This window comes from Nocardia sp. NPDC003726 (assembly GCF_053586955.1).
In genome coordinates this window covers 36,980-60,052 of record NZ_JBSFNF010000012.1, presented here as the reverse complement: position 1 = coordinate 60,052, position 23,073 = coordinate 36,980, and the positions used below count along the sequence as shown (strand labels likewise).

General features: G+C 68.2%; 19 protein-coding genes. 10 read left to right on the top strand and 9 right to left on the bottom strand.

Going from position 1 to position 23,073, the window contains the following annotated elements; genetic code table 11:
• A complete protein-coding gene (locus tag ACWDMM_RS17970) occupies positions 1–654 on the top strand; it encodes a cysteine hydrolase family protein (RefSeq protein ID WP_357109080.1) in 654 nt (217 codons plus the stop codon).
• Between the two features lie 156 nt (positions 655–810).
• Here ACWDMM_RS17970 and ACWDMM_RS17965 read toward each other — a convergent pair whose 3' ends face one another.
• Complete coding sequence (locus ACWDMM_RS17965; RefSeq protein ID WP_195077756.1) at positions 811–1,137, bottom strand: hypothetical protein; 327 nt, start codon at positions 1,135–1,137, stop codon at positions 811–813.
• Positions 1,138–1,249: 112 nt separating this feature from the next.
• On the opposite strand from ACWDMM_RS17965, the gene ACWDMM_RS17960 reads away from it, so the two are divergent.
• The 3 genes from ACWDMM_RS17960 to ACWDMM_RS17950 all read left to right on the top strand — a co-directional run bounded on the left by ACWDMM_RS17960 (position 1,250) and on the right by ACWDMM_RS17950 (position 4,559).
• Complete coding sequence (locus tag ACWDMM_RS17960; protein WP_357108971.1) at positions 1,250–1,942, top strand: class I SAM-dependent methyltransferase; 693 nt, start codon at positions 1,250–1,252, stop codon at positions 1,940–1,942.
• Between the two features lie 103 nt (positions 1,943–2,045).
• On the top strand, positions 2,046–2,990 hold the full coding sequence (locus ACWDMM_RS17955; RefSeq protein WP_323123887.1) for an endonuclease/exonuclease/phosphatase family protein: 945 nt from the start codon (positions 2,046–2,048) through the stop codon (positions 2,988–2,990).
• A gap of 132 nt (positions 2,991–3,122) precedes the next feature.
• The gene (locus ACWDMM_RS17950) at positions 3,123–4,559 is read left to right on the top strand and encodes a neutral zinc metallopeptidase (protein ID WP_357108974.1); all 1,437 of its coding nucleotides are present in this window, start codon (positions 3,123–3,125) and stop codon (positions 4,557–4,559) included.
• A 3-nt stretch (positions 4,560–4,562) separates the two neighbouring features.
• Here the strand turns inward: ACWDMM_RS17950 and ACWDMM_RS17945 are convergent, their stop codons facing one another.
• The 4 genes from ACWDMM_RS17945 to ACWDMM_RS17930 are packed head-to-tail and all read right to left on the bottom strand — an operon-like array spanning position 4,563 to position 8,931.
• The gene (locus tag ACWDMM_RS17945) at positions 4,563–5,015 is read right to left on the bottom strand and encodes a 6,7-dimethyl-8-ribityllumazine synthase (protein WP_195077759.1); all 453 of its coding nucleotides are present in this window, start codon (positions 5,013–5,015) and stop codon (positions 4,563–4,565) included.
• A 9-nt stretch (positions 5,016–5,024) separates the two neighbouring features.
• Entirely contained in the window at positions 5,025–5,900 is an 876-nt protein-coding gene (locus tag ACWDMM_RS17940) for an alpha/beta hydrolase (protein WP_195077760.1), read from the bottom strand.
• Positions 5,897–7,267, bottom strand: coding sequence for a M20 family peptidase (locus tag ACWDMM_RS17935; protein WP_357108977.1), 1,371 nt, complete (start codon positions 7,265–7,267; stop codon positions 5,897–5,899). Before ACWDMM_RS17935 ends, ACWDMM_RS17940 begins: the two co-directional genes overlap by 4 nt.
• Positions 7,264–8,931: a CocE/NonD family hydrolase gene (locus tag ACWDMM_RS17930; RefSeq protein ID WP_357108980.1), complete on the bottom strand. Its 1,668-nt coding sequence runs from the start codon at positions 8,929–8,931 to the stop codon at positions 7,264–7,266. Before ACWDMM_RS17930 ends, ACWDMM_RS17935 begins: the two co-directional genes overlap by 4 nt.
• A 409-nt stretch (positions 8,932–9,340) precedes the next feature.
• On the opposite strand from ACWDMM_RS17930, the gene ACWDMM_RS17925 reads away from it, so the two are divergent.
• Positions 9,341–9,784: a TY-Chap domain-containing protein gene (locus ACWDMM_RS17925; RefSeq protein ID WP_357108983.1), complete on the top strand. Its 444-nt coding sequence runs from the start codon at positions 9,341–9,343 to the stop codon at positions 9,782–9,784.
• Positions 9,785–9,846: 62 nt separating this feature from the next.
• Complete coding sequence (locus tag ACWDMM_RS17920; protein WP_195077764.1) at positions 9,847–10,581, top strand: DUF4191 domain-containing protein; 735 nt, start codon at positions 9,847–9,849, stop codon at positions 10,579–10,581.
• Positions 10,582–10,700: 119 nt separating this feature from the next.
• Here the strand turns inward: ACWDMM_RS17920 and ACWDMM_RS17915 are convergent, their stop codons facing one another.
• A complete protein-coding gene (locus ACWDMM_RS17915) occupies positions 10,701–11,156 on the bottom strand; it encodes an RDD family protein (protein ID WP_195077765.1) in 456 nt (151 codons plus the stop codon).
• A gap of 252 nt (positions 11,157–11,408) precedes the next feature.
• Here ACWDMM_RS17915 and glnA point away from each other — a divergent pair, with 252 nt between their 5' ends.
• The gene (gene glnA / locus ACWDMM_RS17910; protein ID WP_067800793.1) at positions 11,409–12,845 is read left to right on the top strand and encodes a type I glutamate--ammonia ligase; all 1,437 of its coding nucleotides are present in this window, start codon (positions 11,409–11,411) and stop codon (positions 12,843–12,845) included.
• Positions 12,846–13,038: 193 nt separating this feature from the next.
• Here the strand turns inward: glnA and ACWDMM_RS17905 are convergent, their stop codons facing one another.
• Complete coding sequence (locus ACWDMM_RS17905; RefSeq protein ID WP_357205347.1) at positions 13,039–14,061, bottom strand: hypothetical protein; 1,023 nt, start codon at positions 14,059–14,061, stop codon at positions 13,039–13,041.
• A 73-nt stretch (positions 14,062–14,134) separates the two neighbouring features.
• Entirely contained in the window at positions 14,135–15,517 is a 1,383-nt protein-coding gene (locus ACWDMM_RS17900; RefSeq protein WP_449938448.1) for an FAD-binding protein, read from the bottom strand.
• Positions 15,518–15,676: 159 nt separating this feature from the next.
• On the opposite strand from ACWDMM_RS17900, the gene ACWDMM_RS17895 reads away from it, so the two are divergent.
• The 3 genes from ACWDMM_RS17895 to ACWDMM_RS17885 are packed head-to-tail and all read left to right on the top strand — an operon-like array spanning position 15,677 to position 20,266.
• Entirely contained in the window at positions 15,677–16,057 is a 381-nt protein-coding gene (locus tag ACWDMM_RS17895; RefSeq protein WP_195077776.1) for a hypothetical protein, read from the top strand.
• A 34-nt stretch (positions 16,058–16,091) separates the two neighbouring features.
• Positions 16,092–18,044, top strand: a complete 1,953-nt coding sequence (locus tag ACWDMM_RS17890; protein ID WP_449938445.1) for a type VII secretion target — start codon at positions 16,092–16,094, stop codon at positions 18,042–18,044.
• Positions 18,044–20,266, top strand: coding sequence for a hypothetical protein (locus ACWDMM_RS17885; RefSeq protein ID WP_449938442.1), 2,223 nt, complete (start codon positions 18,044–18,046; stop codon positions 20,264–20,266). Before ACWDMM_RS17890 ends, ACWDMM_RS17885 begins: the two co-directional genes overlap by 1 nt.
• A 579-nt stretch (positions 20,267–20,845) precedes the next feature.
• Here ACWDMM_RS17885 and ACWDMM_RS17880 read toward each other — a convergent pair.
• On the bottom strand, positions 20,846–23,038 hold the full coding sequence (locus tag ACWDMM_RS17880; protein WP_195077779.1) for an elongation factor G-like protein EF-G2: 2,193 nt from the start codon (positions 23,036–23,038) through the stop codon (positions 20,846–20,848).
• Between the last annotated feature and the right edge of the window lie 35 nt (positions 23,039–23,073).

Here is a 23,073-nt window from a genome sequence, read left to right as displayed (position 1 = left end):
ATGCGGCACGCATTCGGCCTGAGCATTCCGCAGACCGTGCCGGAAGCCTGCGATCCCGCGCGGATGGCGCTGCTCATCTACGACATGCAGGTAGGCATTGTGCGGCAGATTCCCGGCGGCGAGGAGATCGTGCGGGCGTGCGTCCGGCTGCGCGATGCCGCGCGAGCGGCGGGCTTCCGGGTGTACTACACCCGGCACATGTCCTTGCCGGTCGCGGCATCGGGCGTTGCCCAACTGCGCGGCGCGATGTCCTGGCAGCGGGTGGACGATCCGGCGCAGGTGCGCTCGAGCTTTCCGCAGGGGTCGCCGCAATTCCACTTGGTCCCCGAGTTGACGCCGGGTCCGGACGAGGTGGTGTTCGACAAGATCACCATGTCGGCGTTCGTGGCCACCCCACTGGACTTCGCGCTGCGCGACTGCGGGATCGACACCTACGCCGTGGCGGGCATCGCCATGGAGGTGGGTATCGAGCCGACCGTGCGGCACAGCCTGGACCTGGGCTACCTGCCGATCATCGTCACCGACGCGTGCGGCGCCGGTCATCCGGCGGCGGCCGAGAGGTCCTATGCCACGCTCGAGTTCACCGGTGGATCGCTGACGACGGACACCGCCGCGCTGACCGCGGCCATGAGTCGGCACGCCGACCGACGTTGACGGTCCGAGCCGGTGCGCGCGGCGTGCCGGTGTCATGGTCATCGCCTTGTCCGCCCGGCCGAATGGGCAGCCATATCCGTACGCAGCGAACCGCGATCCGGTCGCACGGTTTCCTGGGCTGCCCGAGTCGACGACCGGCCGGACGAGGCAGCCGGGTCACCGGCTCCGGCGAGGCGAGTCGACGCGCGGTGGGACGTTCGCGCCGCCGGTCAAGCTCTGGAAGCGATCGACGAACCGGCGCAGGGCCTGCCGGTCTTCGTCGCCGAGCCCGTTCGCGGTGGTGACGGTGACCTCGGTGCCGGAGCGGATCCGCAGGACGTCCCAGGCCACCGGCAGCACGGGCGCGTGCACGCTGCGCCCGTTGCTGCTGATCGTGATGGACGAACGATACATACTCGGAACGAGTGCCAGGTCTTCGGCGATCTCGGCCGTCAACGGTCCCGCCGCGCGAAACTCCTCGACGTACATTCCTCCCCCTTTCACGACGCCGCCAGTGTAGGCGGGATATCACCCCTCCCGGCGCCCACCGAGCGGATCAGGCGCGTCGCGTGCGAAGGTCCCCGGCCTGGGGCCGGTGCACTGATATTCGTTTGCTATGACGACACCGGATGATCTGGATTTCGATGCCATCTATCGGGGCGCGGGCGGCCCGTTCGGGCCGGGTGTCAAACCGCCGTGGAGTATCGGCGAACCGCAGCCGGAGCTCGCCGTCCTGATCGAGCAGGGCAAATTCCACGGTGACGTGCTCGACGTCGGATGCGGGGAGGCGGCGATCTCGCTGTATCTGGCCGAGCGGGGTTACCAGACCGTGGGATTGGATCTGTCGCCGACCGCGATCGAGCTGGCTCGTGCCGAGGCGGCCCGGCGTGGCTTGCCGAACGCTTCGTTCGAGGTCGCCGACATCACCTCGTTCACCGGCTACGACGGCCGCTTCGGCACCATCGTCGACAGCACGCTGTTCCATTCGATCCCGGTCGAGTCGCGGGATGGTTACCAGCAGGCGATCGTCCGCGCCGCCGCGCCGGGCGCGTCGTACTTCGCGCTCGTGTTCGACCGGGCAGGCTTGCCCGAAGTGCCCCAGCCGGGGCCGTCGCCGGTCACCGCCGATGAGCTCGGGGAGGTGGTGTCGAAGTATTGGACGATCGATGAGATCAGGCCGGCGCGAATTCACGCCGACTTGCCCGCGGAGTTGCCCGAGGGCGCGCCGGTCCGGTTCGAAGGGATACGCGACGAGCCCGGCGGCCGCAAGTCGGTTCCGGCCTGGCTGCTGTCGGCCCACCTGGGCTGATTCTCCGACAGCGAGGTCGCATCGAAGTCCCCGGGCTTCCTCTGCGCTGGTCTCGAGCTGCACCATCTCAAGGGCTTCACCGGCATTGCCTAGGCTCGACCGCATGCGTAGATGGATGGACCGGGCATTGCTCGGTGTGGGGTGGTGCGCAGTAGCCGTGGGCGCCATCGGGATGGTGCTGCACTTCGGGGCGTGGCAGCGACGCGGGCTGGTGTTGCTCGCGTCGGGGGCGTCGTATTTCATGACCGGCGCGATCGTCGGCCTGGTGTTGTTGCTTATAGCGCGCGGGTGGCGCAGCGCGGCTGTCGCCGGGGTGCTGGCCGTCGCGGCGCTGTGGACGCTGGTGCCCGCGTTCGTGCCGGAGAGCCGCGCCGCGAGCGGCCCGGAGCTCACCGTCATGCAGTCGAATCTGCTTTTCGGCGGCGCCGATCCGGCCGCCGTGGTGCGCGCGGTGCGGGACAACCGGGTCGACGTGCTGACGGTGGACGAACTGACCGAGGCCGCGCTGGATCGGTTGGCGAGCGCAGGCCTGCCCGGCGAATTGCCGTATCACTACACCGAGCCCACCCGCGACGGCGGTGGCGGCACCGGTATCTACAGCCGTTATCCACTGCGCGACACCGTGAAATACGACGGATACATCCTCAACAACGTCTCCGCGACGATGGATCACCCCGAACGGGGTCCGATCACGGTCTTCGCGTTCCATCCGGTCCCGCCGCCGTTCGATTTCCCCGCCTGGCAGGCGGAGATGCGCAGAACCCTGGAGATCCTCGACGCCCAGCGTGGTCCGGCCATCGTGGGCGCCGACTTCAACGCGACCCGCGACCACACGGCCTTCCGCGACCTGCTGCGTGGACGCTTCGCCTCGGCGGCCGACCAAGCGGGAGCGGGCCTGCTGCCCACCTTCCCGGCCGATCGCACCTGGGGACCGGTGATCGGCATCGACCACATCTTGCTCGCCGACGCCACCGCCGAACAGGTGCGCACCCTCTCCGTCCCCGGCTCCGACCACCGAGCGCTGCTGTCCCGCGTCCGCCTGCGGTGACGGGCGTGAAAACGCTGCGCGCCTTGCCCGTTCGGAGGCGATCGTGGCGTTGTGATGCGCGCAGCGCGCTCGCGGCGATTACGATGTGAGCGCTCGGCGGGCCCGAGACGCGGTACTCGGGGAGGCGAGTTCATGACGAGGATCAGGCGATTCGGTGTTGCCGTGCTCGCGGTGATGGCGACGGTGGTGGCCGGATGCGCGCAGGGCGCGAACGACCGTGCGGCGCAGCCGGTTTCGCCGCCTTCCGACACCTGGGAGCTGGCCGGATCGATGACGGCTTCCGGCCCGAACGGGCCTCGCAAGGGCGTGCCGGACGCGCCGCTCACGGCGGAGAACGGCGACGGCGGCGCCGTCGACAAACTGGCTCTCAACACCATCGCCGACGTGCAGGACTTCTGGACCACCGAGTATTCCGAGCATTTTCCCGGCACCTTCAAACCGGTGACCAGGTTCATCTCCTGGGACGCCGAAGCGCCCAGGACCCAGTCGGTCAAGTTCTGCAAATCCGACACCTACCAGGTGGTGAACGCCGCCTACTGCGGCGGTGACCACACCATCGGCTGGGACCGGGGAGTCCTGCTGCCGAAGCTGGTGCAGAAGTACGGCGAGATGGCGGTGGTGATGGTGCTGGCCCACGAGTACGGGCACGCCATCCAAGGGCAGGCCAGGCTCGCGGGCTTGCTGACCCCGCCGCTGGTGCAGGAGCAGCAGGCCGACTGCCTCGCCGGTGTCTTCCTGCGGCATGTGGCCGAAGGGAATTCGGCGCACTTCACGCTCAACACCACCGACGGCCTCAACGCCGTGCTCGGCGCGACGGTGGCCGTGCGCGACCGGGACCCGAACGATCCGGACAACGTGCACGGCTCGGCCTTCGAGCGGGTGACCGCGGTGCAGATCGGCTACACCGACGGCGCCGACGGCTGCAAGAAGATCACCAGGAAGGAGATCGCCCAGCGTCGGGGCAATCTCCCCACCACCTTCGAGCCCGGTGAGGAGCAGGCGCAGCTTCCGGTCGACGCCGCCGCGCTGACCAGCCTGAGCACGGCGTTGACCAAGATCTTCCCGGTCACCCGCACGCCGCAATTCGACTACTCCGGCGTCGGCCGCGGCTGCTCGGACGGAACCGTCACCCGGCCGGTGTCGTACTGCCCGAGCGTCAACCGGATCGGCACGGACGTGCCCGCCCTGGCCCGCCGCGGCGGAACGATGGCGGACGACGACCCGCTGTCGGCGGTCGTGGACGGCGACTACAACGCGTTCGTCGTCTTCGTCTCGCGCTATGTGCTCGCGGTGCAACAGGATCGCGAGCTGTCGCTGACCGGCGCGGAGACAGCCGGTCTGCGCACCGCCTGCCTCAGCGGCGTGGTGACCACCAGATTGAGCGAGCCGGGCAGCGACCCGCACCTGTCCGCGGGCGATCTGGACGAAGCGGTCTCCGGCCTGCTCGCCGACGGTCTCGCTGCCGCCGACGTGAACGGCAAGGTCGTGCCGAGCGGCTACCAGCGGCTGGAAGCGTTCCGCACCGGCGTCCTGGACGGTGAGAGCGCCTGCCTGGCCGAGTTCCGGTAGGCGCTACACCGGCAGCGACCGCAGCGAGCTGAGCGTGCCCGCCAGCGCGCGGGCCGCTTCGGCGCCCTTGGTCACGAAATGCTCGGTGAAATACGTGACGTGCTCGCTGTGCTCGTGGAAGTGGTGCGGGGTGAGCACCACCGAGAACACCGGCACGTCGGTGTCCAGCTGCACCCGCATCAGCCCGTCGATCACCGCCGAGGCCACGAAGTCGTGCCGGTAGATACCCCCGTCCACCACCAGCGCGGACGCGACGATCGCCGCGTACCGGCCGGAACGCGCCAAGCGCTTGGCGTGCAGCGGGATCTCGAAAGCGCCCGGCACCTCGAAGACGTCGATGGTCGCGGGATCGAAACCGAGGTCGGCGTACTCGGCGCGGAAGCCCTCGTACGCCTTGCCGACGATCGAGGCGTGCCAGCTGGCACGGATGAACGCGATGGATCCGGTGGTACTCATGCAGGGATACTACTGTCCGGTAAGGTGCGCTTCCAGCCATCCGACGACATCATCGAGCACTTTGTCCTGCTCGGGCTCGTTGAACACCTCGTGGTAGAGCCCTTCGTAGCGGATCACCGTGAGGTCTTTCGACCCGGCGCCCCGCTCGATGAGGTCGGAGCTCGACGGAGCGGCGATCGCGTCGGCCGTGCCGTGCAGCACCAGCAGCGGCACGGTCACCCGCGCCAAGCGCTGCTTGACCGTGTCGGTGGCGCTCAGCATCTCGGCGCCGGTGCGCGCGGGCAGCTTGCCGCGATACACCAGCGGATCGTTGTCGTAGGCCGCGACGACCGCGGGGTCGCGGCTGATCTGCGACGAATCGAGTTTCAGCACACCGAGATTCGGGGTGAACCTGCTCAGCACCGGCGCGAGCGCGCGCTGCACCGGATTGCCAACCGGGATGTCCAGCGGCGGGGCGGACAGCACGATGCCCGCCACGTCGATCGGCGCGCGGGTGGCCAGGTACAGGGTGATCAGGCTGCCCATCGAGTGCGCGAGCAGGAAGCGCGGCACGCCGGGCTGTTCCCGGCTCGCGATGTCCAGCATGGCGGCGACATTGTCCGCGGCGCCCGCCATGGAGCCGATATTGGCCTTGCCGCCCGCGGACTTGCCGTGGCCGATGTGATCGAGCGCGTAGACCGCGAAACCGGCGGCGACCAGACGCTGCCCCACGTGGACATAGCGGCCGGAATGCTCGGCCACACCGTGCACCAGGACGATCACGCCCCGCGGCGCGCCCTCCGGCAGCCACGCCCGCCAGGCCACTCCGCTGCCGACGCCGTCGAACTCACCGGACTCGGTGCGGATCGCGGGCGTGGCGTCGCCCGCCGTCGGCTCGGTCGTCATCCATCAGCTCCTGACGTCGATGGCGCGCCGACCGTCGCGAAATGCTCGATCAGTCGCCGGTTGAACTCGATGAGTCGAGCGTAGTTGACGCGGGAGATGCGCTCGTCGGTTCCGTGGATCGAGCCGAGGTCGCGCTCGTCCAGCACGATGGGGGCGAAATTGCACCGGGTGCCCGCCAGGTCGTCGTAGTGCCTGGAGTCGGTGGCGCCGGGGACGATGCCGGTGGTCACCGCGATGCCGGGGACGACGGCGCGGGCGAGGCCGGCGATCAGATCGAAGGCGGGGCCCGGTCCGGTGATCCGTGACGGCTCCGATGACATGCCGACGAGTTCGAATCGGATTCCCCTGTCGCGCACCACTTTCCGGCAGTGCGCCAGCACCGAGGCGACCGTGTCGCCGGGCAGGATGCGGAAGTTCACCATGGCCTCGGCCCGCTGGGGCAGCACGTTGGCCCGCACGCCGCCGCGGATCACCGTCGGCGCCGTTGTGGTGCGCACCATGGCCTCGGTCTGCGGCTGGGTGGCCATCACCCGGGTGATCACCGGCGCGGCCAGCTTCGCCAGACCGAGCAGGCGCCGCCGCGGCGCGGGCATGACCTCGCGGATCCTGGTCAGCATGTCCGCGATCACCGGGGTCAGGCGCAGCGGCATCGGATGGTCCTGGATGCGGCTCACCGCCCGCGCGATCCGGCCGACCGCGGTCTGCCTGCCCGGCATGGACGAGTGCCCACCCACCTCGGTGACCGACAGCCGGACCGTCGCGTATCCCTTCTCCCCGAGCATGATCGTCGCCACCGGCTGCCGCACGCCCTCCACGACGCCGGCGGTGATCACGCCGCCCTCGTCCAGCAGCAGATCCGCGCGCACCCCCGCCGCGCGCAGGTGCTCGGCCATCCGCTCGGCGCCCTCGCCGCCGAAGACCTCCTCGTCGTGCCCGAAGGCCAGGTACACGGTGTGCCGGGGTCGCAGGCCCGCGGCGAGCGCCGATTCGACCGCCTCCAGGATGGCGAGCACGCGGCTCTTGTCATCGATCGCCCCGCGCCCCCAGATGAACTCGTCGTCGACCACGCCGGCGAACGGCGGGTGCGTCCAGCGCTTGGCGTCGTCCACCGGCACCACGTCCTGATGCGCGAGCAGGATCGCGGCCACCCGGTCCGGTTCGGCGCCGGGCCAGCGGTAGAGCCTGCTGTGGGCGAACATCCGCAATTCGAGTTCGGCGTGCACCCGGGGGAACGAGGCCCGCAGGTGCGCGTCGAGGCGGTCGAACGCCGCGCTGTCGGCTTCGCTCGGGTCGTCGGTGGACACCGTCGCACAGCGCAGCGCGGCGGCGAGGCGTTCGGCGGTCGGGTCGTCGACCGGCTCCGTCATCGGTCACCGGCGCGGTCGGGCGGATTCATGGACACCGTTGCATTGTTCAACACACGCGGGTCCAAGGCGATCGTCTTCTCGTTTCGCCACTTCACGATGCCTTCGGTGAGCCCGCCCGGCAGATCGGGACGACGCGTTCCGGTCAGCAGGGGCAGTTCGATGCGCGCGGAGGTCACCGAGACCGCCGCGAGGGCGGGGGAGTGCGACCACACGTCGTCGACCACGTCGGTGATCCGCACGCCGATCCGGTGGCCCGCCGCGATCGGCCAGTCCTGGGCGAGCAGCCGGACCTCGGCGGTGTCGCGGACGGGTGCGATCCCGCGGGTGATGACGGTGGCCCGCAGGTCGGGCGCGATGTCGTAGAGCTCGACCGCGACCGTGGCGCTCGGCGGGCCGCTGAGCCGGAGGGTTGCGGTGGGGATGCCGGACAGGTGCTGGTCACCGGTCAGCGGCGCGGAGACCGACCAGATCTCGCGATCGGGGCCGGGGAGCAGCCCGCGGTCGGTGTACTCGCCGGTCCGCAACTCGACCGGGACCCGGCTCGCGTCGGCGGGCGGCCACGCCGTCTCGGCGCGCCAGCGGCCGTCGAACTGGCCGACGGTGATCCGCGGGCCCGGCACCTGCACGTCGCGGGCGGCGACGTGCTTGTCGAAGAACGCGAGCAGTTCGGTGTCGAAGTGGGGCGTGCCGCATTTGTCGTGGCAGGTGCGGTGTCCCCACTGGCCGAACCAAGCGCGGTGCTCGCCTGGCCCGAGGCCGTTCCACAGATCGAACACACGGTAGGCCCGGGTGTTGTAGTCGACGAAGCCTTGCCCGAGGAACAGCGGGATCGTGGCGCCGCGCAGCCGCGCGACCAGATCGCGATCCCGCCAGAAGACGGTGTCGGGGTTGTGGTCGCCGATCTCGGCGAGGTAGCGCTGATAGCACTGCCACGGCAACTGCGTCGCATTCGCCTGGTATTCGCCGGAGTCCTCCGGGCGCGGCGGGGTCGAGGCGATGAGCAGGTGCTCGAGTCCCGCGAAGTCGGCCGGGCGCACCCCGCTCTCGGTGACCGGCTTGCCGGAGAACTTCCACGAGACGCCCTGCATGTACAGGTAGGAGTACGGATCGACGACCGGCTCGAACGCGCCCACCGCGGCGAGGCCCTTCGGGGCGGCGGCCAGGCCCATCAGGCCGGTCCACGCCTCGTACGACGTGCCGAACAGTCCGACCCGGCCGGTGGACCACGGCTGGCTCGCCGCCCACTCCACGGCGGCGGCGACGTCGGCTCGTTCCCCTTGGCCGCCGAAATCGGGGCAGCCGCTGGAGCCGCCGAACCCGCGCAGGTCGACGATGACGTAGGTGTATCCGGCGTTCAGGAACAACTCGGCGGTGAGATTGTCGGTGGACGGGCCGCCGGTCACGCGCGGTTCGCTCAGGTACGCCAGGTGCGCGCGATACGGGCTGACGGTGAGGATGACGGGCGTGCGGGTGTCATCGGAGACGTCGGCCGGGCGCAGGATGTCCGCGTGCAGGCGAGTGCCGTCCGTGCCGTCGATGAACGCTTGCTTCCACTGATAGGGCACCGGCAGCGGTTCCGCGGCCGCTCGAGCGGGGACGCACGCGGCCAACAGCAACATCAGGCCGCAGAGGGCACGAGACAGGACGGCTCGTTCGATCACCATAGGACTATCGAGTGTGGCCGCACGGTCGTCCAGCCCCCGGAACCGGGGTAGTGGTTCTGTACTTGTCGTCTCCCCGCCGACTTCGCGCGGGCCGGGGCGAAGCCACAATGCGATGCGAATCGAAAGCATTCCTGCGGAAGCCATTCTGCGCCAGCCCGAAAACGCCGGAGGTAATCGAAAACCTCGATCGGGGATCGACTTTCCGCCGCGTGATCCGTGCGCCCGCCGCGCGCGGCCCGGTGTCACGCGGCGCGGATGTCGCAGGTCCCGGCGGTGTTCGGCGCGGAGGCGATATCTGATATGGCAAACGGCTATAGTCCGGCGAACTACGTGAACTCGCAAGGGGATTCGTCTGGTGTCCCGGCTGCGGCGGCGTATGATCACCCCAGTGCGAATACCCGGGGGAAGAATGAGCGAGCCGGCGACAACGGATTGGGAACAGTTCGTGCAAGCGCTGGCGCACTGCCTCTCGGAGCTGCCGTCGCGGGCAACCCTCATCATCGCCGCCCCCGGAAATCGCTATGTCCAATTTGTCCAATACGACATCAAATTATCCGCCGAACTGGCCGGAAACAATTATCTGAGCAACCCGATACCGGAGACCGCCGTGCGGGAGTTGCGGGCACTGGGCTGGCACGCGCCCGCGGACGGGCACGACGCGGACAACTGGACCAGGGTCTTGTTCTGGCCCATCGCGCCGAACAGCTTGCTGGAGTTCGCGCGCTCGGTCGCCGTCGGCCTGCGCGACGCTCTCGGTGTCGCTGCCCCGGCCGAGTTGCGAGCGATGGGCTGGACCGAGGCATCGGGTGACCTGGATCTCACGGTGCTCGGATCGATCGCGCGCCGGGGGTAGCGCCCGGTCGGGCCGCTGTCCCACGGCGGAGCCGCGACTACCTGGGCACTATCCTGAGAGTCATGGCAGCAGGTAAGCCCACCAAGGAAGCGAAGGCCGCGGCGAAAGCGGCCCGCAAGCAGCAGTCGAGGGAACGCCGCAAGCAGTTGTGGCAGGCGTTCCAGATGCAGCGCAAGGAAGACAAGCTGCTGCTTCCGCTGATGATCGGCGCCCTGGTCGGCAGCACCGCCGTCTTCGCCGTGATCGGCCTGATCTTCGGGCTGACCTGGTTCCTGATCCCGCTGGGCGTCGTGCTCGGCGCGCTGGTGGCGTTCATCATCTTCGGCAGGCGGGTGCAGAAGAGCGTCTACCGCAAGGCCGAGGGCCAAGCGGGCGCCGCGGCCTGGGTGCTGGACAACCTGCAAGGCAAATGGCGGGTGAGCAACGGCGTCGCCGCCACTACGCAACTGGACGCGGTGCACCGGGTGATCGGCCTACCCGGTGTGGTGCTGGTCGCCGAGGGCGCCCCGCAGCGGGTCAAGTCGCTGCTCGCCCAGGAGAAGAAGCGCACCGCCAGGCTGATCGGCGACACTCCGATCTACGACGTCGTCATCGGCAACGACGAAGGCCAGGTCCCGCTCAAGGACCTCCAGCGTTACCTCACCAAGCTGCCGCGCAACATCGACACCAAGCGCATGGACCTCATCGAAGGCAGGCTCTCGGCCCTCAGCGCGCGCAGCGGGCCCGCCCTGCCGAAGGGGCCGATGCCCGCGGGCGCCAAGATGCGCGGCGTGCAGCGCACGATCCGCCGTCGCTGATCCTGCTCCGGCGCGCTGGGCGGCCTTGTGGGCGCGCGCTGTCCTCGAACTCGAAAGGCCCGCCTCCCTGTCCCGGAGGCGGGCCTTTCGGTCGGATCGCTACCGCGCGAATCGGACGTTCAGCGTGAGTGCACCAGCGCCGTGCCGGTCGCGCGGTCGTGCATGCCGCGCCCGTCGGCGTCGGTGAACAGCGCGGGCACCACGAACAGCAGCAGCACCTGCCTGGCCAGCGCCCGCACGAAGCCGACCGGCACCGCCGCGTCGACGCGCACCGTGCGCAGCCGCAGGAAATACTGCCCCGGGGTGAACCCGAACAGCGTGACCGCGCCCACGCCGATGACGAACCAGATGAGCAGCGTCAGACTCGACGCCGAACCGCTGCGGGTGATCAGCGCGGCGATGCCGAGGGCGATCAGCCAGTCCACGAACAGGGCGGCGATACGGCGGCCCATACCGGCCAGCGAGCCCGCCCCGGTCTTCGGCAGGCCGAGTTGCGCACCGGGGAACTCGGGGGTTGCCGGGCCGCCGGAGTCGGCCGGGGGTCCGGAAAGCCAGGAGCCGGTGATGCGTGCCATGCACCCCACAATAGGCGCGACGGAACGGGCTCCGGGCATCGCATATGCGGAGTTCAGCGTCGCCGCGCGCCACCGCGAGGGCAGGACTACCATGCATTTCGAGTCATGGTGGTCAGCACCACGCCGCCGGATGCACGTGTAACACCGGCGAAACACATCCTTGACTGCAGGGAAACACGGCATCCATAGCGTCTGGTCGCGACGAACCCATGCAAGCGACACTGGCTGGGAACCGATCCGTAAGGAGAACAAGTGACGTTCAGCACGGCCGACGAGGTCATCAAATACATCGCTGACGAGGACATCGAGTACGTCGACATCCGCTTCAGCGACCTGCCCGGTGTGCAGCAGCACTTCTCGATCCCGGGGAAGGCCTTCACGACCGACCTCGCCGAGGAAGGGCTAGCGTTCGACGGCTCCTCCGTTCGTGGGTTCCAGTCCATCGACGAGTCGGACATGCTGCTGCTGCCCGACTTCTCCACCGCGCGTGTCGACCCGTTCCGCGCCGCCAAGACGCTGAACCTCAACTTCTTCGTGCACGACCCGTTCACCCGCGAGGCCTACAGCCGCGACCCGCGTAACGTCGCGCGCAAGGCGGAGGAGTACCTGCGCTCCACCGGCATCGCCGACACCGCGTACTTCGGTCCCGAGGCGGAGTTCTACATCTTCGACTCGATCCGCTACGACTCGGCCATGAACGGCGCCTTCTACGAGATCGAGTCGGTCTCCGGCTCCTGGAACACCGGCGCGGAGTTCAACCCGGACGGCACCCGCAACCGCGGTTACAAGGTTCGCAACAAGGGCGGCTACTTCCCGGTCGCGCCCTACGACCACTACGTCGACCTGCGCGACAAGATCTCGACCAACCTGCAGAACTCCGGCTTCGAGCTGGAGCGCGGCCACCACGAGGTCGGCACCGCCGGTCAGGCCGAGATCAACTACAAGTTCAACACCCTGCTCGCCGCGGCCGACGACCTGCAGCTGTTCAAGTACATCGTCAAGAACACCGCGTGGCAGGAAGGCAAGACCGTCACCTTCATGCCGAAGCCGCTCTTCGGTGACAACGGCTCGGGCATGCACGTGCACCAGTCGCTGTGGAAGGACGGCAAGCCGCTGTTCCACGACGAGGCCGGCTACGGCGGCCTGTCCGACCTGGCCCGCCACTACATCGGCGGCATCCTGCACCACGCGCCGTCGCTGCTGGCGTTCACCAACCCGACGGTGAACTCCTACCACCGCCTGGTCCCCGGCTACGAGGCCCCGATCAACCTGGTGTACTCGCAGCGCAACCGCTCCGCCGCGGTCCGCATCCCGGTCACCGGCAACAACCCGAAGGCCAAGCGCCTCGAGTTCCGCGCGCCGGACTCCTCGGGCAACCCGTACCTGGCCTTCGCCGCCATGATGATGGCAGGCCTGGACGGCATCAAGAAGAAGATCGAGCCGCTGGCCCCGGTCGACAAGGACCTCTACGAGCTCCCGCCGGAGGAGGCCAAGAACATCCCGCAGGCCCCCACCAGCCTGGCCTCGGTCATCGACCGCCTCGAGCAGGACCACGACTACCTCACCGAAGGCAATGTCTTCACCGAGGACCTGATCGAGACCTGGATCACCCTCAAGCGTGAGGGCGAGATCGCCCCGGTGAACCTGCGTCCGCACCCGTACGAGTTCGAGCTGTACTTCGACGTGTAAGCCCTTCCGGGCTTCTTACCTGCGGCGGAGGATCTGACCAAGGTCCTCCGTCCGCAGCAGGGTTCCGGCGAGTCCATCCGTTCCGCGATCACTTCATCGATCGCGGAGCGGGTGGACTCGTCTGCGTTCGGCCCGGCCATCCGCAGGCGAGGTTCACAGTGGAACGGGCGCCAGTGCGTCGGTGGTCGCGGTGCTACGCGTCGCTCCAGGTGGGGACGCCGTAGACGTTGAGTTTGTCGAGGCCGTGCTCGGCGGATACACCCAGTCCGACTGCCGAGTAACGCCAGCTCGCGCCGGATGACGCTGCCACCTGTGCGAGTGCGTCCACGGCGACGGTGCTGCCGTGGTGCCGGGACGCGAGTTCGCGTGCGAGTCCGGCCAGGTCGTCGCCGACGCGGGCGGCCAAGGTGAAGGCGTAGGTCGGGGGGCCCGAACCGCGTGCGCAGCAGATGAAGTAGTCATACCTGTGCAGTTCGGCCGCGTCGAGACCGCACCGGACGAGTTCGGACAGGACCTCCCACGCCGGATGGCCGAAGTCTCGGACCAGCTTCATCGGCACGGCGGCGTCGTATCCGGCGCGCAGGTAGATCTTGTGGTTCAACTCGCCGCGGGCATCCATTTCGAGCGCGGCGATGACCGGTTTGATGAGCTTCGGATCGTCGGGCACCGGAGCCAGATCGGCGAATCCAGGCCACACGTCACACAACCGGCGCAGCCCTCCGGGCACGACGTCCGGGTAGCCGTATACCTTGAGCCGGGCCGCGTGGTCCGGCACCGCGGAGTCGTGGACGACACCGATCCACGAAGCCGAGCGATAACGTGCAGACACACTCGCCGGATCGGGATACAGCGTCGTGACGAAAGACTCGAACATATCGGCGACCGTCTGGTCTCCGTTCGGCAGCCAGGAGACGAGTGCGCGGATCGCGGCGATCTGGGCGGCCACGCGCGAGTCGAATCGCGTTTCCTGAGTGGCGGTCTCGGTGGCGTAACGAACCACGGGCGCCACTTTGCCGCCGCCGCCGGACACACTTGCCTCGAACGGAAGTCCGGAGAGGGTCAGAAGACTGGCGCGGTATCCATCCGGCCCTCGCTCGGAAAGCTGTCCACCGCAGGCGCGCTCCATCATCGCGCGAACAGAGGCGGGGTCACACGAGACGGTCAACCGCTCGGCCAAATCGACCAGGAAGTCTCCCGCCGCTTCAGACGACACCATCGTCAGGACTGTTTGCCGATGTCGGGAGCGGCGAGCGGTGGATGGACACTTCTACCCATATCGCCAAACTCTCTCACTCGGATCGAGACGTCCTGTCATCGGGCTTCCCATCGTTGGCGGCAGCAGGGGAGTGGGCACTGTCGGGAGGAGGGCTCACGGTCGCACGGACAAGCGGGTGGTGGGCGTTGACGTGGTCCAGGCGGTGGGCCGAGCGCAGCTGCGCGAGCCGGGCGAGGTCCGCTCCGTAGAGGCGCTCGGCCGGTGCGGCGTCCAGGACGTCGAAGCCGTAGAGGTAGGGACGTCCGCCCAACTCGAGACAGCGCTCCAGCAGGCCGCGCAACGCGGTCCGGGTAGCGTCGACGGCCGCGAACTCGCGGTGTAGCGATGTGCAGAAGCCCACGGCGATCGAGACGGGAGCACTGCCGACCGGAGTGAAAGGGAATGCGGTCGCGTCCGAGGAACGGCGCACGATCAGAATCCACAACAGCTCGAGCCCACCGTCCAGTGCATCCAGGTGCCGTAGTGCGTCCACGGCCGCCAGCAACGGCGCCAGCTGCCCGGCGGGCACGATGAAGTCGGCGCACAAGCGGGCATGGCCGGCGGGCGGGGCGACGGTGCGCGCGGTGCCGTAGTTTCCCCGCAGCGAGAGATCGGCGACTATCGCGCAGTCGGCGTCGCCACAGCGCTTCGGACCGCTTCCGCGCCATCCGGTGGTGGTCTGGACCACGCCGTGCCGGATGGACGCGTAGAAGATGTCGATGTCGTCGCGCAACGCCATCCGCTCGGTGTGCTCCGCGAGTTCGGCCGTCGTGTCGTGCCGCGTGCGGTGGAGGTGGGTGTCGCGACGGTACGGCACGGTGCGCAGCACCGCCCGTTCGATCAGTCCGACGGTGCCCGATCCGCCGAGCGCGAACCGGAACAGCTCGGAGTGATCGGTACGCGAGCACCAACGGCTGGTCCCCGTGCCGTCGATCAGCTGGATCCGCTCCACGTGATCGACCTGCATGCCGGAGCGCACGGAGTCGATGCCGATGCCGCCCACCGACAGCGTGCCACCCACCGACAACTGCAAATAGTCGGGCAGCACGGGAAATGCCGCGCCCCGGCGATTCAGATAACGCTCCAAGCCGTACCAGCTCATCCCGGCAGGGACCTCGATCAGGCCGTCACCGAGGTCCCGCACTTGCGCGGCGGCGGATTCCGGCGCATAGGTGACCAGCAGTTCTCCCTCGGTGACGGTCTGCCCGTCCGAGGAATGACCCGCGCCGCGCAACGTCAACTGCCGACCGGAGCCGAGCAGCGCGGAAGGAAATGCGGATGGCATCCGGTGTACAGCGCGTGGGACGGCGTAGCGCAGACCTCCGAAGTCGGTGCTGAACTCGTCGATGGGGGCCTCGCGGAACTCGTGATCTCCGTGCGGGAAACCGGCTCTGGCTCGAGTATGCTCGCTTCCCACGGTTGGGAAGTGGACTCTTTCCGGGTGCCGCATCCTGAAGGGCGCCCTGCGCTCGGCAGAGCCGGGCGCTCGGCGACGGCGTTGCCGACATGTGTACGAGTGCGGGCGCGCCGATCGCCCATAGGCGGGCGTTCGGTGGCCGCGGATAAGTGAGGATCTGTGAGGGAAGTACATCCTTACGTACGCGCCGGACTGAGCATGGCCCGGGAGTTGCGGCACCGCATCGCTGAGATGCGGGAACGGTCCGACGCCATCGTGGCGCGCCGACCCTCCCCGAGTGGCCTGGTCATTCCCGAGGTCGACGTGATGGGACGGCTGCGGGATCTCTATCTGGCGCCCGGCACCTGTGCCCGATTCGGCAACCAGGAACTCGCCGCCGAGATCATGGCCGCCATCACCGAAAGTACCGAGGATGCCCGGCGGCAATACCACTTCGCCATGAACAATGCCGAGAATTTGCCCCGCCCCTTCGCCGAGGTGATGCAGGAGTGGAAAACCGGAAGCGATCCGGTCCCCAATTTTGGGAAGGCGGAACAATGAACCCGAGATAGCTGGCGGGAGGGATCGACCGAGCATGCCCAATCACCTGGATGTTGAGCCGGATCAGCTGCGCCGCATGGCCCAGCAGCATGATTCGCTCGCCGCGGACATCCGGAAGTGGGGCGAGATCCCGCACGACTGGCTTGCCGAGTTCGAGTCCACCTACGGTGTGATCGCCGACCCGATGCGGGGGGCTCTGGTGGACTACTACAACAGGCGGCACCAGTCGGCTGAGCGCCTCGCCGCCAGACATGAGCGGACGCGAGACGAATTGCTCGCCGCCGCGGCCGCCCTCGAAGACGCCGACCACTCCGGTGGGCAGACCATCGGCAATGCGGGTGACTTCGGTAACGGCGCGCCGCGAGGCGGTCCTGCTCTCAGTACGCTCCCCGGTCCCCCGGCGCCGGTCGGCGCAGCTCCGGACACGCCGCTGACGAACGGCCCACAACCGGGGCATCCTCCCACCACATCGGCCACGCCTCAGATGCCGGAGACCGCTCGACACTCCGACTCTGTACCGGCGCAGCTCGCGGCATCCCTCCCGCAGATCCACGACAGCATGCCGACGGGAGTCGTCCCCCCGCAGGGCACGATGCCCGTTACGCCCGGCATGCCGCAGTTCGGCGTGAACGGGATGCCGGAGCCCGGTGCCGTTGGCGCATCTCTCGACCCTTTGGGATTCCAGAACGGCAGCGCCGAGGTGTCGATCGACGTGAGCGGTCCCATGGGCACGACAGACGGGTTGCTCGCACCAATGGCGGGAAGCGTCTTCCCCGCGGCGGTTCCCACAGACGGTATGAGTGCGCGTACGGCCATTCGTCCCCCCGCTCCACTGTCTACCGGCCCGTTGGCGGCGGCCCTCCATCCGGCCGAGGAACGCAGGGCGCTGCCGTCGTTCGTGGTGGGTGAGCGCGTAGAAGACGACTTGGCGCTCGCGCGCACTCTGCTTGCCGCGATTCTCTCCGCCGTAGCCGATTCGGCGCTCGGTCTCGACTGGGGGGTAGCGGTGGCGCGGACTCCCGCCGGGCCCCTGGTCCTGCTGACTTCCACCGAGGGGCGTGGTTGGTTGCCTCCCGGACTGTTCCTTCCGTCGGAAGTCATCATCCCGTGGCGGTGGGACTCGATATTGCGTGCCGCAGGTCGAGAAGCCGTCGCGGCCTTGGAAGGAACTACCGATCCGGCCCGGATGCTCGCCGAATTCACCTTGTTGGTAGGCGAGCGCAGGCCGGTCCGGATCAGTGCCCTGGTGTCGTCCGCGGCTATAGCGGACGACCTGCGCACAACACTCGGCCGCGACGTCGCCATCGAGGACCGGGTGCCCGCCGCCGAGTCCGCGGTCGATCTCACATCCCCAGGGCCCGGATTGGTCGATCGGCTCACGCTGGCCGGATCGGACGACTTGCTGCGGGAGGCCGCGACGGTGCCGGATGCGGAAATCCGGGCGAAGTGCGTCGAGTTGGCGCGGGCCGCGGATGCTCGAGTGCGGGCGGCCATATCAGGCGCCGACGGGAATGGCTCGCCCCACCGCGCTCGAATCCTCGATGCCCTGCACGCGGGTCTGCCCGTCCCGCCGAGTTGGTGGCATCAGATACGAGCGGCCGACGCGCTGACAGCGGCCGCGGCGAATTCGCGACGGATCGACGTGTCCCACATCCCGGTCGGCGGCGTCCCGTTGCGGGTGGCCGACATGGAGGTACTGCGCGGCATGGTCTTCGAACGTCGTGTCGATGAACTGTTGCTGTCGCTCGCCGAAGGCGAGCCCGACCGGCAGACCCTCCGTGACGCGCTCTACACCTACAGCCAGATCACCGAGCATCCGTTGTTCCCGGCGACAGCGCGGGTATCGGTTGCGCAGACTGCCCGCATGAGTAGAACGGTCTCCGGCGGTGTGAGTTCTATGAGCCATGGCGAGAGTCCCCCTTCCGTCACCGGATTGTTGAGTGGTCTGGCGGGGTCGGAGAGCTCCGGTGAGCAGAGGAGAGCCTGATGAGCAAGGTGGACGACGTCGTCTCGCAGATCAAACACGACTACGAAGCACACGGGTGGGATAGTGTCGGTTTCCAGGACGACCAAGCCAAGAATTCATTGAACAAGCTCGCAGGGCTGAATTCGACCGAATTCACAGAGGCATTCAACAGGCTTCGTGACATCAGATGGGCCGACGCATATCAGTACGATCTGATGGAACGTTTGGTGCACGATGCCGAGGAGCAGGGTCTCGCCGACAAGCCCGAGTACAAGGATCTCATCCAATCGCTCAAGACCAAAAAGCCGGAAGATTACCTCAACGCCAAGAAAAAGAAAGAGGACGATGCGGCCGGCGATCCGAAGTTCGGGGATTACGGCTACGAGGATTTCAAGGGCGAGGACAAGCACGCGCAGTACGTCGACCTCTATGTGCCGAAAGGTGCGAGTGAGGCGCTGAGACAACTGATCGCGGACACCGAGTTCACGATGCAGTGGGACTTCGACACGCTCGGCGTCGGTAATCCCAAAGCTGCGCCGGACTTCACCGCGGTCCTCGACGGCAAGCAGGTCGAGAGCGCGGACGGCTGGTCCAAGGTCAGAGACGCGCACGGCGAACTGAAAACCCAGTTGGAGAAGCGGCAGAAGGACCACACCAGCGACCACAAGTCTGTCGCAAATGCCACCTATGATTCGAAGATCACCGGCTCCGATACCTTCAAAGAGCTGAAAAGAATCATGGACGAGCTCAACAAGGATCTCGAGTACGCACCTGCGATGGCGAGTCTCACGCGCAGTGGAAATACGCTCACCGAGAGCTCCGGTGGTCCCCCCACCTCCGAGATGCAGGTGCCTGTCTACGAGAAGAATACAAAAGAGGGCACCAAGGGTTACGGCGAATATTTTCTCACTGCCGAGGCGGAGCAGCGGTACTACGTCCGGGCCATCGACGATGCCACCGCCGAGTGGGAAAAGGTATACGGCGAAGCGACGAAAAAATATCAGAAGCAAGCTGAGGACGTCGACGGAAAAGACGCCGATGACCACAGCGGCGGTGACGACAAAGGCGACAAGGGCGACAAGGGCGACAAAGGGGATAAGGGAGATAAGGGGGACAAGGGCGACCAGGGCGACCAGGGCGACCAGGGCAACGGTAACGACGGAAACGGCAATAACGGCAATAACGGCAATAACGGTAACGACGGCAACGGCAACAACGGAAACGGCAACGACAACAACGGCAGCAACAATAACGGCAACGATGACGGTGACACCGGGGACAAAGACGGCACCGGTGACGAAGAGGGCGCCGGTGACAAAGACGGCACCGGTGACGACGATTCCACTGGCAACTCGCAATCCGACAGTGACACGGAGGGCTCCGACGGTGGCACCGATACGTCCACGTCGGGCAATGGGAATTCCACGGGCGATTCGTCATCGCAGGGCACTGGCACCGGAACCGCTACGGGCGCCAATACCGGCTCCACCGGCTCGACCGGCAGCAGTGGTGACGGCGGCGCGGGCATGCTGCAAAATCTCGCCATGATGGCTGCCATGGCGGGGATGATGAACCAGGGCAACCAGCACAACGGTTACCAGGAAGAAGAGGACCGGCGGGAGCGCGAGGAGCGCGAAGAGCGGCGTGAGGAACGGCGGCGCGAGCGCGAGGCGCAGGCGGCCGCCGCGAACCAAACCGGTCAGCCGCAGCCTGGAAGCCCTTCCGGTGTGACGGCGCCGACGTACGCGGGTACGCCGCCGGCTGTGACGACGCCGGGCGCAACGGTGCCGCTCCAGATCGGCAACCAGACCGTGCAGGTGCCCCCGGACATCTCGGAACCCTTGCAGCGGCAGGCGCAGAACACCGCCATGGACGCGGCGGCCGCGTACGCCGGGACTCCCGGTGAGTCGACGGCGGAGCATCCCTGGGCGACGGTCAACGATGTCGCCCAGTTGCAGTCGGGCGATGTCGTGCAATGGGAGAAGCACAGCGCGCTGATCGTCAAGACCGACACCGGGCTGACCATCGTGGACGAGGGCCAACTGATTCCGCTGGACCCCAACAACCCGCCGCTGACGGACAAGTACGGCGGTTTCACCGGCTACGCGCATCCGACGGGTCTGAACGTCGGTTCCGCCACCGACCCCACGGCCGCGACACCGCCTACGCCCACCCTGAGCACGGCACCGCCCGCTGCTCCGCAACCCGCCGGTCCGCCGGCCATCAATCCGCCGCAGGTCTGAGCGACGCGAAGCATCGCGGCCGAATCCCTCGCGAAGTGGACCGGTCGCGATGCTCGCCCGCCGGGCGCGCGGTCAGGCGTTCGGCTTCGCCTGCCCTGCCGCGGATCCGACGCAGTAGCGCCCTCCGGTCAGGCACTCCGATGCCTCACACAGGTTGATGTCCCGCTGACCATCGCGCGCGGCTGCTCGGCTGGACCCTGGCCGGATAGCTTCTGTATCTCGGAAGTCGGTCAGGACCTCAGTACTCACCGCCTTCGACCTCCGGGTCGGTGGCGCTGCGCAGGGCGGGAAGGGCGCCATCGATGGTGTGCGGCCGAAATGCCCGGCTATCGCCAGATTCGGCAGACGGAACAGTGGGGAAGTAGCGGGACGCTTCGGTGCTCGCGCCCCCGGTGAGCGGCCACCGCGATCGCGGCCTCGCCGGTCGAGCCCATACAGGTTCGCGAGTTTCGAGTCGGCGTATGCGTTGTCGCGCCGTGCGGTCGGATCAGCGGCATCGATCCGCCTGAGCCGGTGACCGATGCCGCTCGCCGAGCGCGCTGGTGGAACGGCGCGGATCAGCGGCTCGGCAGAAGCGGACTACGCGCGTGCCTTCTCCCCGCGCACCGCGGCGGCGACCTGGTTGGGCATCGGTTCGTGGCGCGCGTACGCGCGGGTGAAATCGCCGGTGCCGTGGGAGATGGAGCGCAGGTCGATGGCGTAGCGGCTGAGTTCGAGTTCGGGAACCTCGGCGTGGATCCGCGTGCGCCCGGCGCCGTGCGGCTCGGTGCCGAGGACGCGACCGCGACGGCTGGACAGGTCGCTGAGCACCGGTCCGACGTAGTCGTCGGAGACCAGCACCCAGACTTCGGCCAGCGGCTCCAGCACCCTGATCCCCGCGGCGGCCGCTGCCTCACGGAGGGCGAGCGCACCAGCCGTCTGGAACGCGGCGTCGGAGGAGTCGACCGAATGGGCCTTGCCGTCGAACAGCGTGACACGCACGTCCACGAGCGGATAACCGGCGGTCAATCCACGGGTGGCTTGCGCGCGGACGCCCTTCTCCACGGACGGAATGAACTGGCGCGGAACGACTCCGCCGACAACTCTGTCCACGAACTCGATCCCGGACCCTTCGGGCAGCGGTTCGACCTCGATCTCGCACACGGCGTACTGCCCGTGCCCGCCGGACTGCTTCACATGCCTGCCGCGCCCGGTCGCCTTGCCCGCGAACGTCTCCCGCAAGGCCACCTGGTAGTCGGTGAGGTCGACCTGCACGCCGAACCGAGTTCGCAATCGTTCCAGCGCGACGTCGCGATGCGCCTCGCCGAGACACCACAGCACCAGCTGGTGGGTCTGCGCGTTGTGCTCGAGCCGCAGTGCCGGGTCCTCGGCGGCGAGCCGGGCGAGGCTCTGGGAGAGCTTGTCCTCATCGGTCTTGCTGTGCGCGCGGATGGCGACGGGCAGCAGGGGATCGGGCATCGGCCACGGCTCGATCCGCAAGGGGCTGTCCGTGGACGACAGCGTGTCGCCGGTCTCGGCATGACCGAGTTTGGTGACGTAGGCGATGTCGCCCGCGATCGCCTGGCGCAGCGGGCGTTGCTGTTTGCCGAACGGAGCCGAGATCGCGCCGACCCGCTCGTCCAGCTCGTGGCTCTCATGGCCGCGGTCCTCGAGGCCGTGCCCGCTGATGTGCACCGTGTCGTCGGCGTGCAAGGTGCCGGAGAAGACGCGGACCATGCAGACCCGCCCGACGTACGGGTCGGACGCGGTGCGGATGACCTCCGCGGCGAGCTCACCGTCCGGGTCGCAGCGCAGCGGATGCGGTTCGGCGCCGTTGCTGGCGGTGATGGGATGTTCGGCGGGCGTCGGAAAACCACCGGTGATCAGGTCGAGCAGCTCCACCGTGCCGAGGCCCTGCTTGGCCCCTTCCGGCGCGGGCGCGGCGAACAGCACCGGATGGAAGGTGCCCCGCGCGACCGCTCGCTCCAGATCTGCGACCAGCGTCGCCAGGCCGATCTCCTCGCCGTCGAGGTAGCGCTCCATCAGGCTCTCGTCCTCGCTCTCGGCGATGATGCCCTCGATGAGGCGATTGCGCGCTTCTTCCAGCGCGGGCGCCTCATCGGGCGAGGGGTCGCCCTGGACCTCCTCTCCGGAGGAGTAGTCGCCCACGCAGTGCGGCAGCAGCTCCACCATGCCGGTGACCGGCCGGTGACCGTCCGGGTTCTTCGGGCCGTACACCGGCAGGTGCAGCGGCAGGATGCTCTCCGATCCGCCGCCGAGCACGGTGCGGCAGGCTTCGGTCATCACGTCGTACTCGTCGCGCGCGGTGTCCAGATGGGTGATCACGATCGCGCGCGGCATCCCGACCGCGGCGCACTCCTCCCACAGCGCCCTGGTCGCTCCCGCGATCCCGTCCACTCCCTCGGCCGCCGAAATGACGAACAGCGCCGCGTCGGCCGCGCGCAACCCCGCCCGCAGCTCGCAGACGAAGTCCGCGTACCCGGGCGTGTCGACCAGGTTGACCTTCTTACCGTCCCACGTCACCGGCACCACCGACAGCTGCACCGATCGGTGCTGGCGGTGCTCGATCTCGTCGTAGTCCGACAGCGAGGTGCCGTCCTCGACCCGCCCGGCGCGATTGACCGCCCGCGCGGTGAGCGCCATGGCGTCGACCAGCGTGGTCTTTCCCGACCCGCTGTGCCCGACCAGGACCACGTTGCGAATCTGGTCGGGCCGCTCCGCCGTCATCACGCCGCCGTCGCCCGCGGCAGCTCCGTTGGTCTTGTCCACCATGTGTCTCGCTCCTCTGCCGACACCTGCCGTACGTC

Coding starts and splice junctions, on each gene's coding strand:
- ACWDMM_RS17955 (WP_323123887.1), top strand. CDS start 2,046: ATGCGTAGATGGATGGACCGGGCATTGCTCGGTGTGGGGTGGTGCGCA.
- ACWDMM_RS17925 (WP_357108983.1), top strand. CDS start 9,341: ATGAGCGAGCCGGCGACAACGGATTGGGAACAGTTCGTGCAAGCGCTG.
- ACWDMM_RS17950 (WP_357108974.1), top strand. CDS start 3,123: ATGACGAGGATCAGGCGATTCGGTGTTGCCGTGCTCGCGGTGATGGCG.
- ACWDMM_RS17945 (WP_195077759.1), bottom strand. CDS start 5,015: ATGAGTACCACCGGATCCATCGCGTTCATCCGTGCCAGCTGGCACGCC.
- ACWDMM_RS17970 (WP_357109080.1), top strand. CDS start 1: ATGCGGCACGCATTCGGCCTGAGCATTCCGCAGACCGTGCCGGAAGCC.
- ACWDMM_RS17890 (WP_449938445.1), top strand. CDS start 16,092: ATGCCCAATCACCTGGATGTTGAGCCGGATCAGCTGCGCCGCATGGCC.
- ACWDMM_RS17940 (WP_195077760.1), bottom strand. CDS start 5,900: ATGACGACCGAGCCGACGGCGGGCGACGCCACGCCCGCGATCCGCACC.
- ACWDMM_RS17960 (WP_357108971.1), top strand. CDS start 1,250: ATGACGACACCGGATGATCTGGATTTCGATGCCATCTATCGGGGCGCG.
- ACWDMM_RS17915 (WP_195077765.1), bottom strand. CDS start 11,156: ATGGCACGCATCACCGGCTCCTGGCTTTCCGGACCCCCGGCCGACTCC.
- ACWDMM_RS17920 (WP_195077764.1), top strand. CDS start 9,847: ATGGCAGCAGGTAAGCCCACCAAGGAAGCGAAGGCCGCGGCGAAAGCG.
- ACWDMM_RS17935 (WP_357108977.1), bottom strand. CDS start 7,267: ATGACGGAGCCGGTCGACGACCCGACCGCCGAACGCCTCGCCGCCGCG.
- ACWDMM_RS17930 (WP_357108980.1), bottom strand. CDS start 8,931: ATGGTGATCGAACGAGCCGTCCTGTCTCGTGCCCTCTGCGGCCTGATG.
- ACWDMM_RS17905 (WP_357205347.1), bottom strand. CDS start 14,061: ATGGTGTCGTCTGAAGCGGCGGGAGACTTCCTGGTCGATTTGGCCGAG.
- ACWDMM_RS17885 (WP_449938442.1), top strand. CDS start 18,044: ATGAGCAAGGTGGACGACGTCGTCTCGCAGATCAAACACGACTACGAA.
- ACWDMM_RS17880 (WP_195077779.1), bottom strand. CDS start 23,038: ATGGTGGACAAGACCAACGGAGCTGCCGCGGGCGACGGCGGCGTGATG.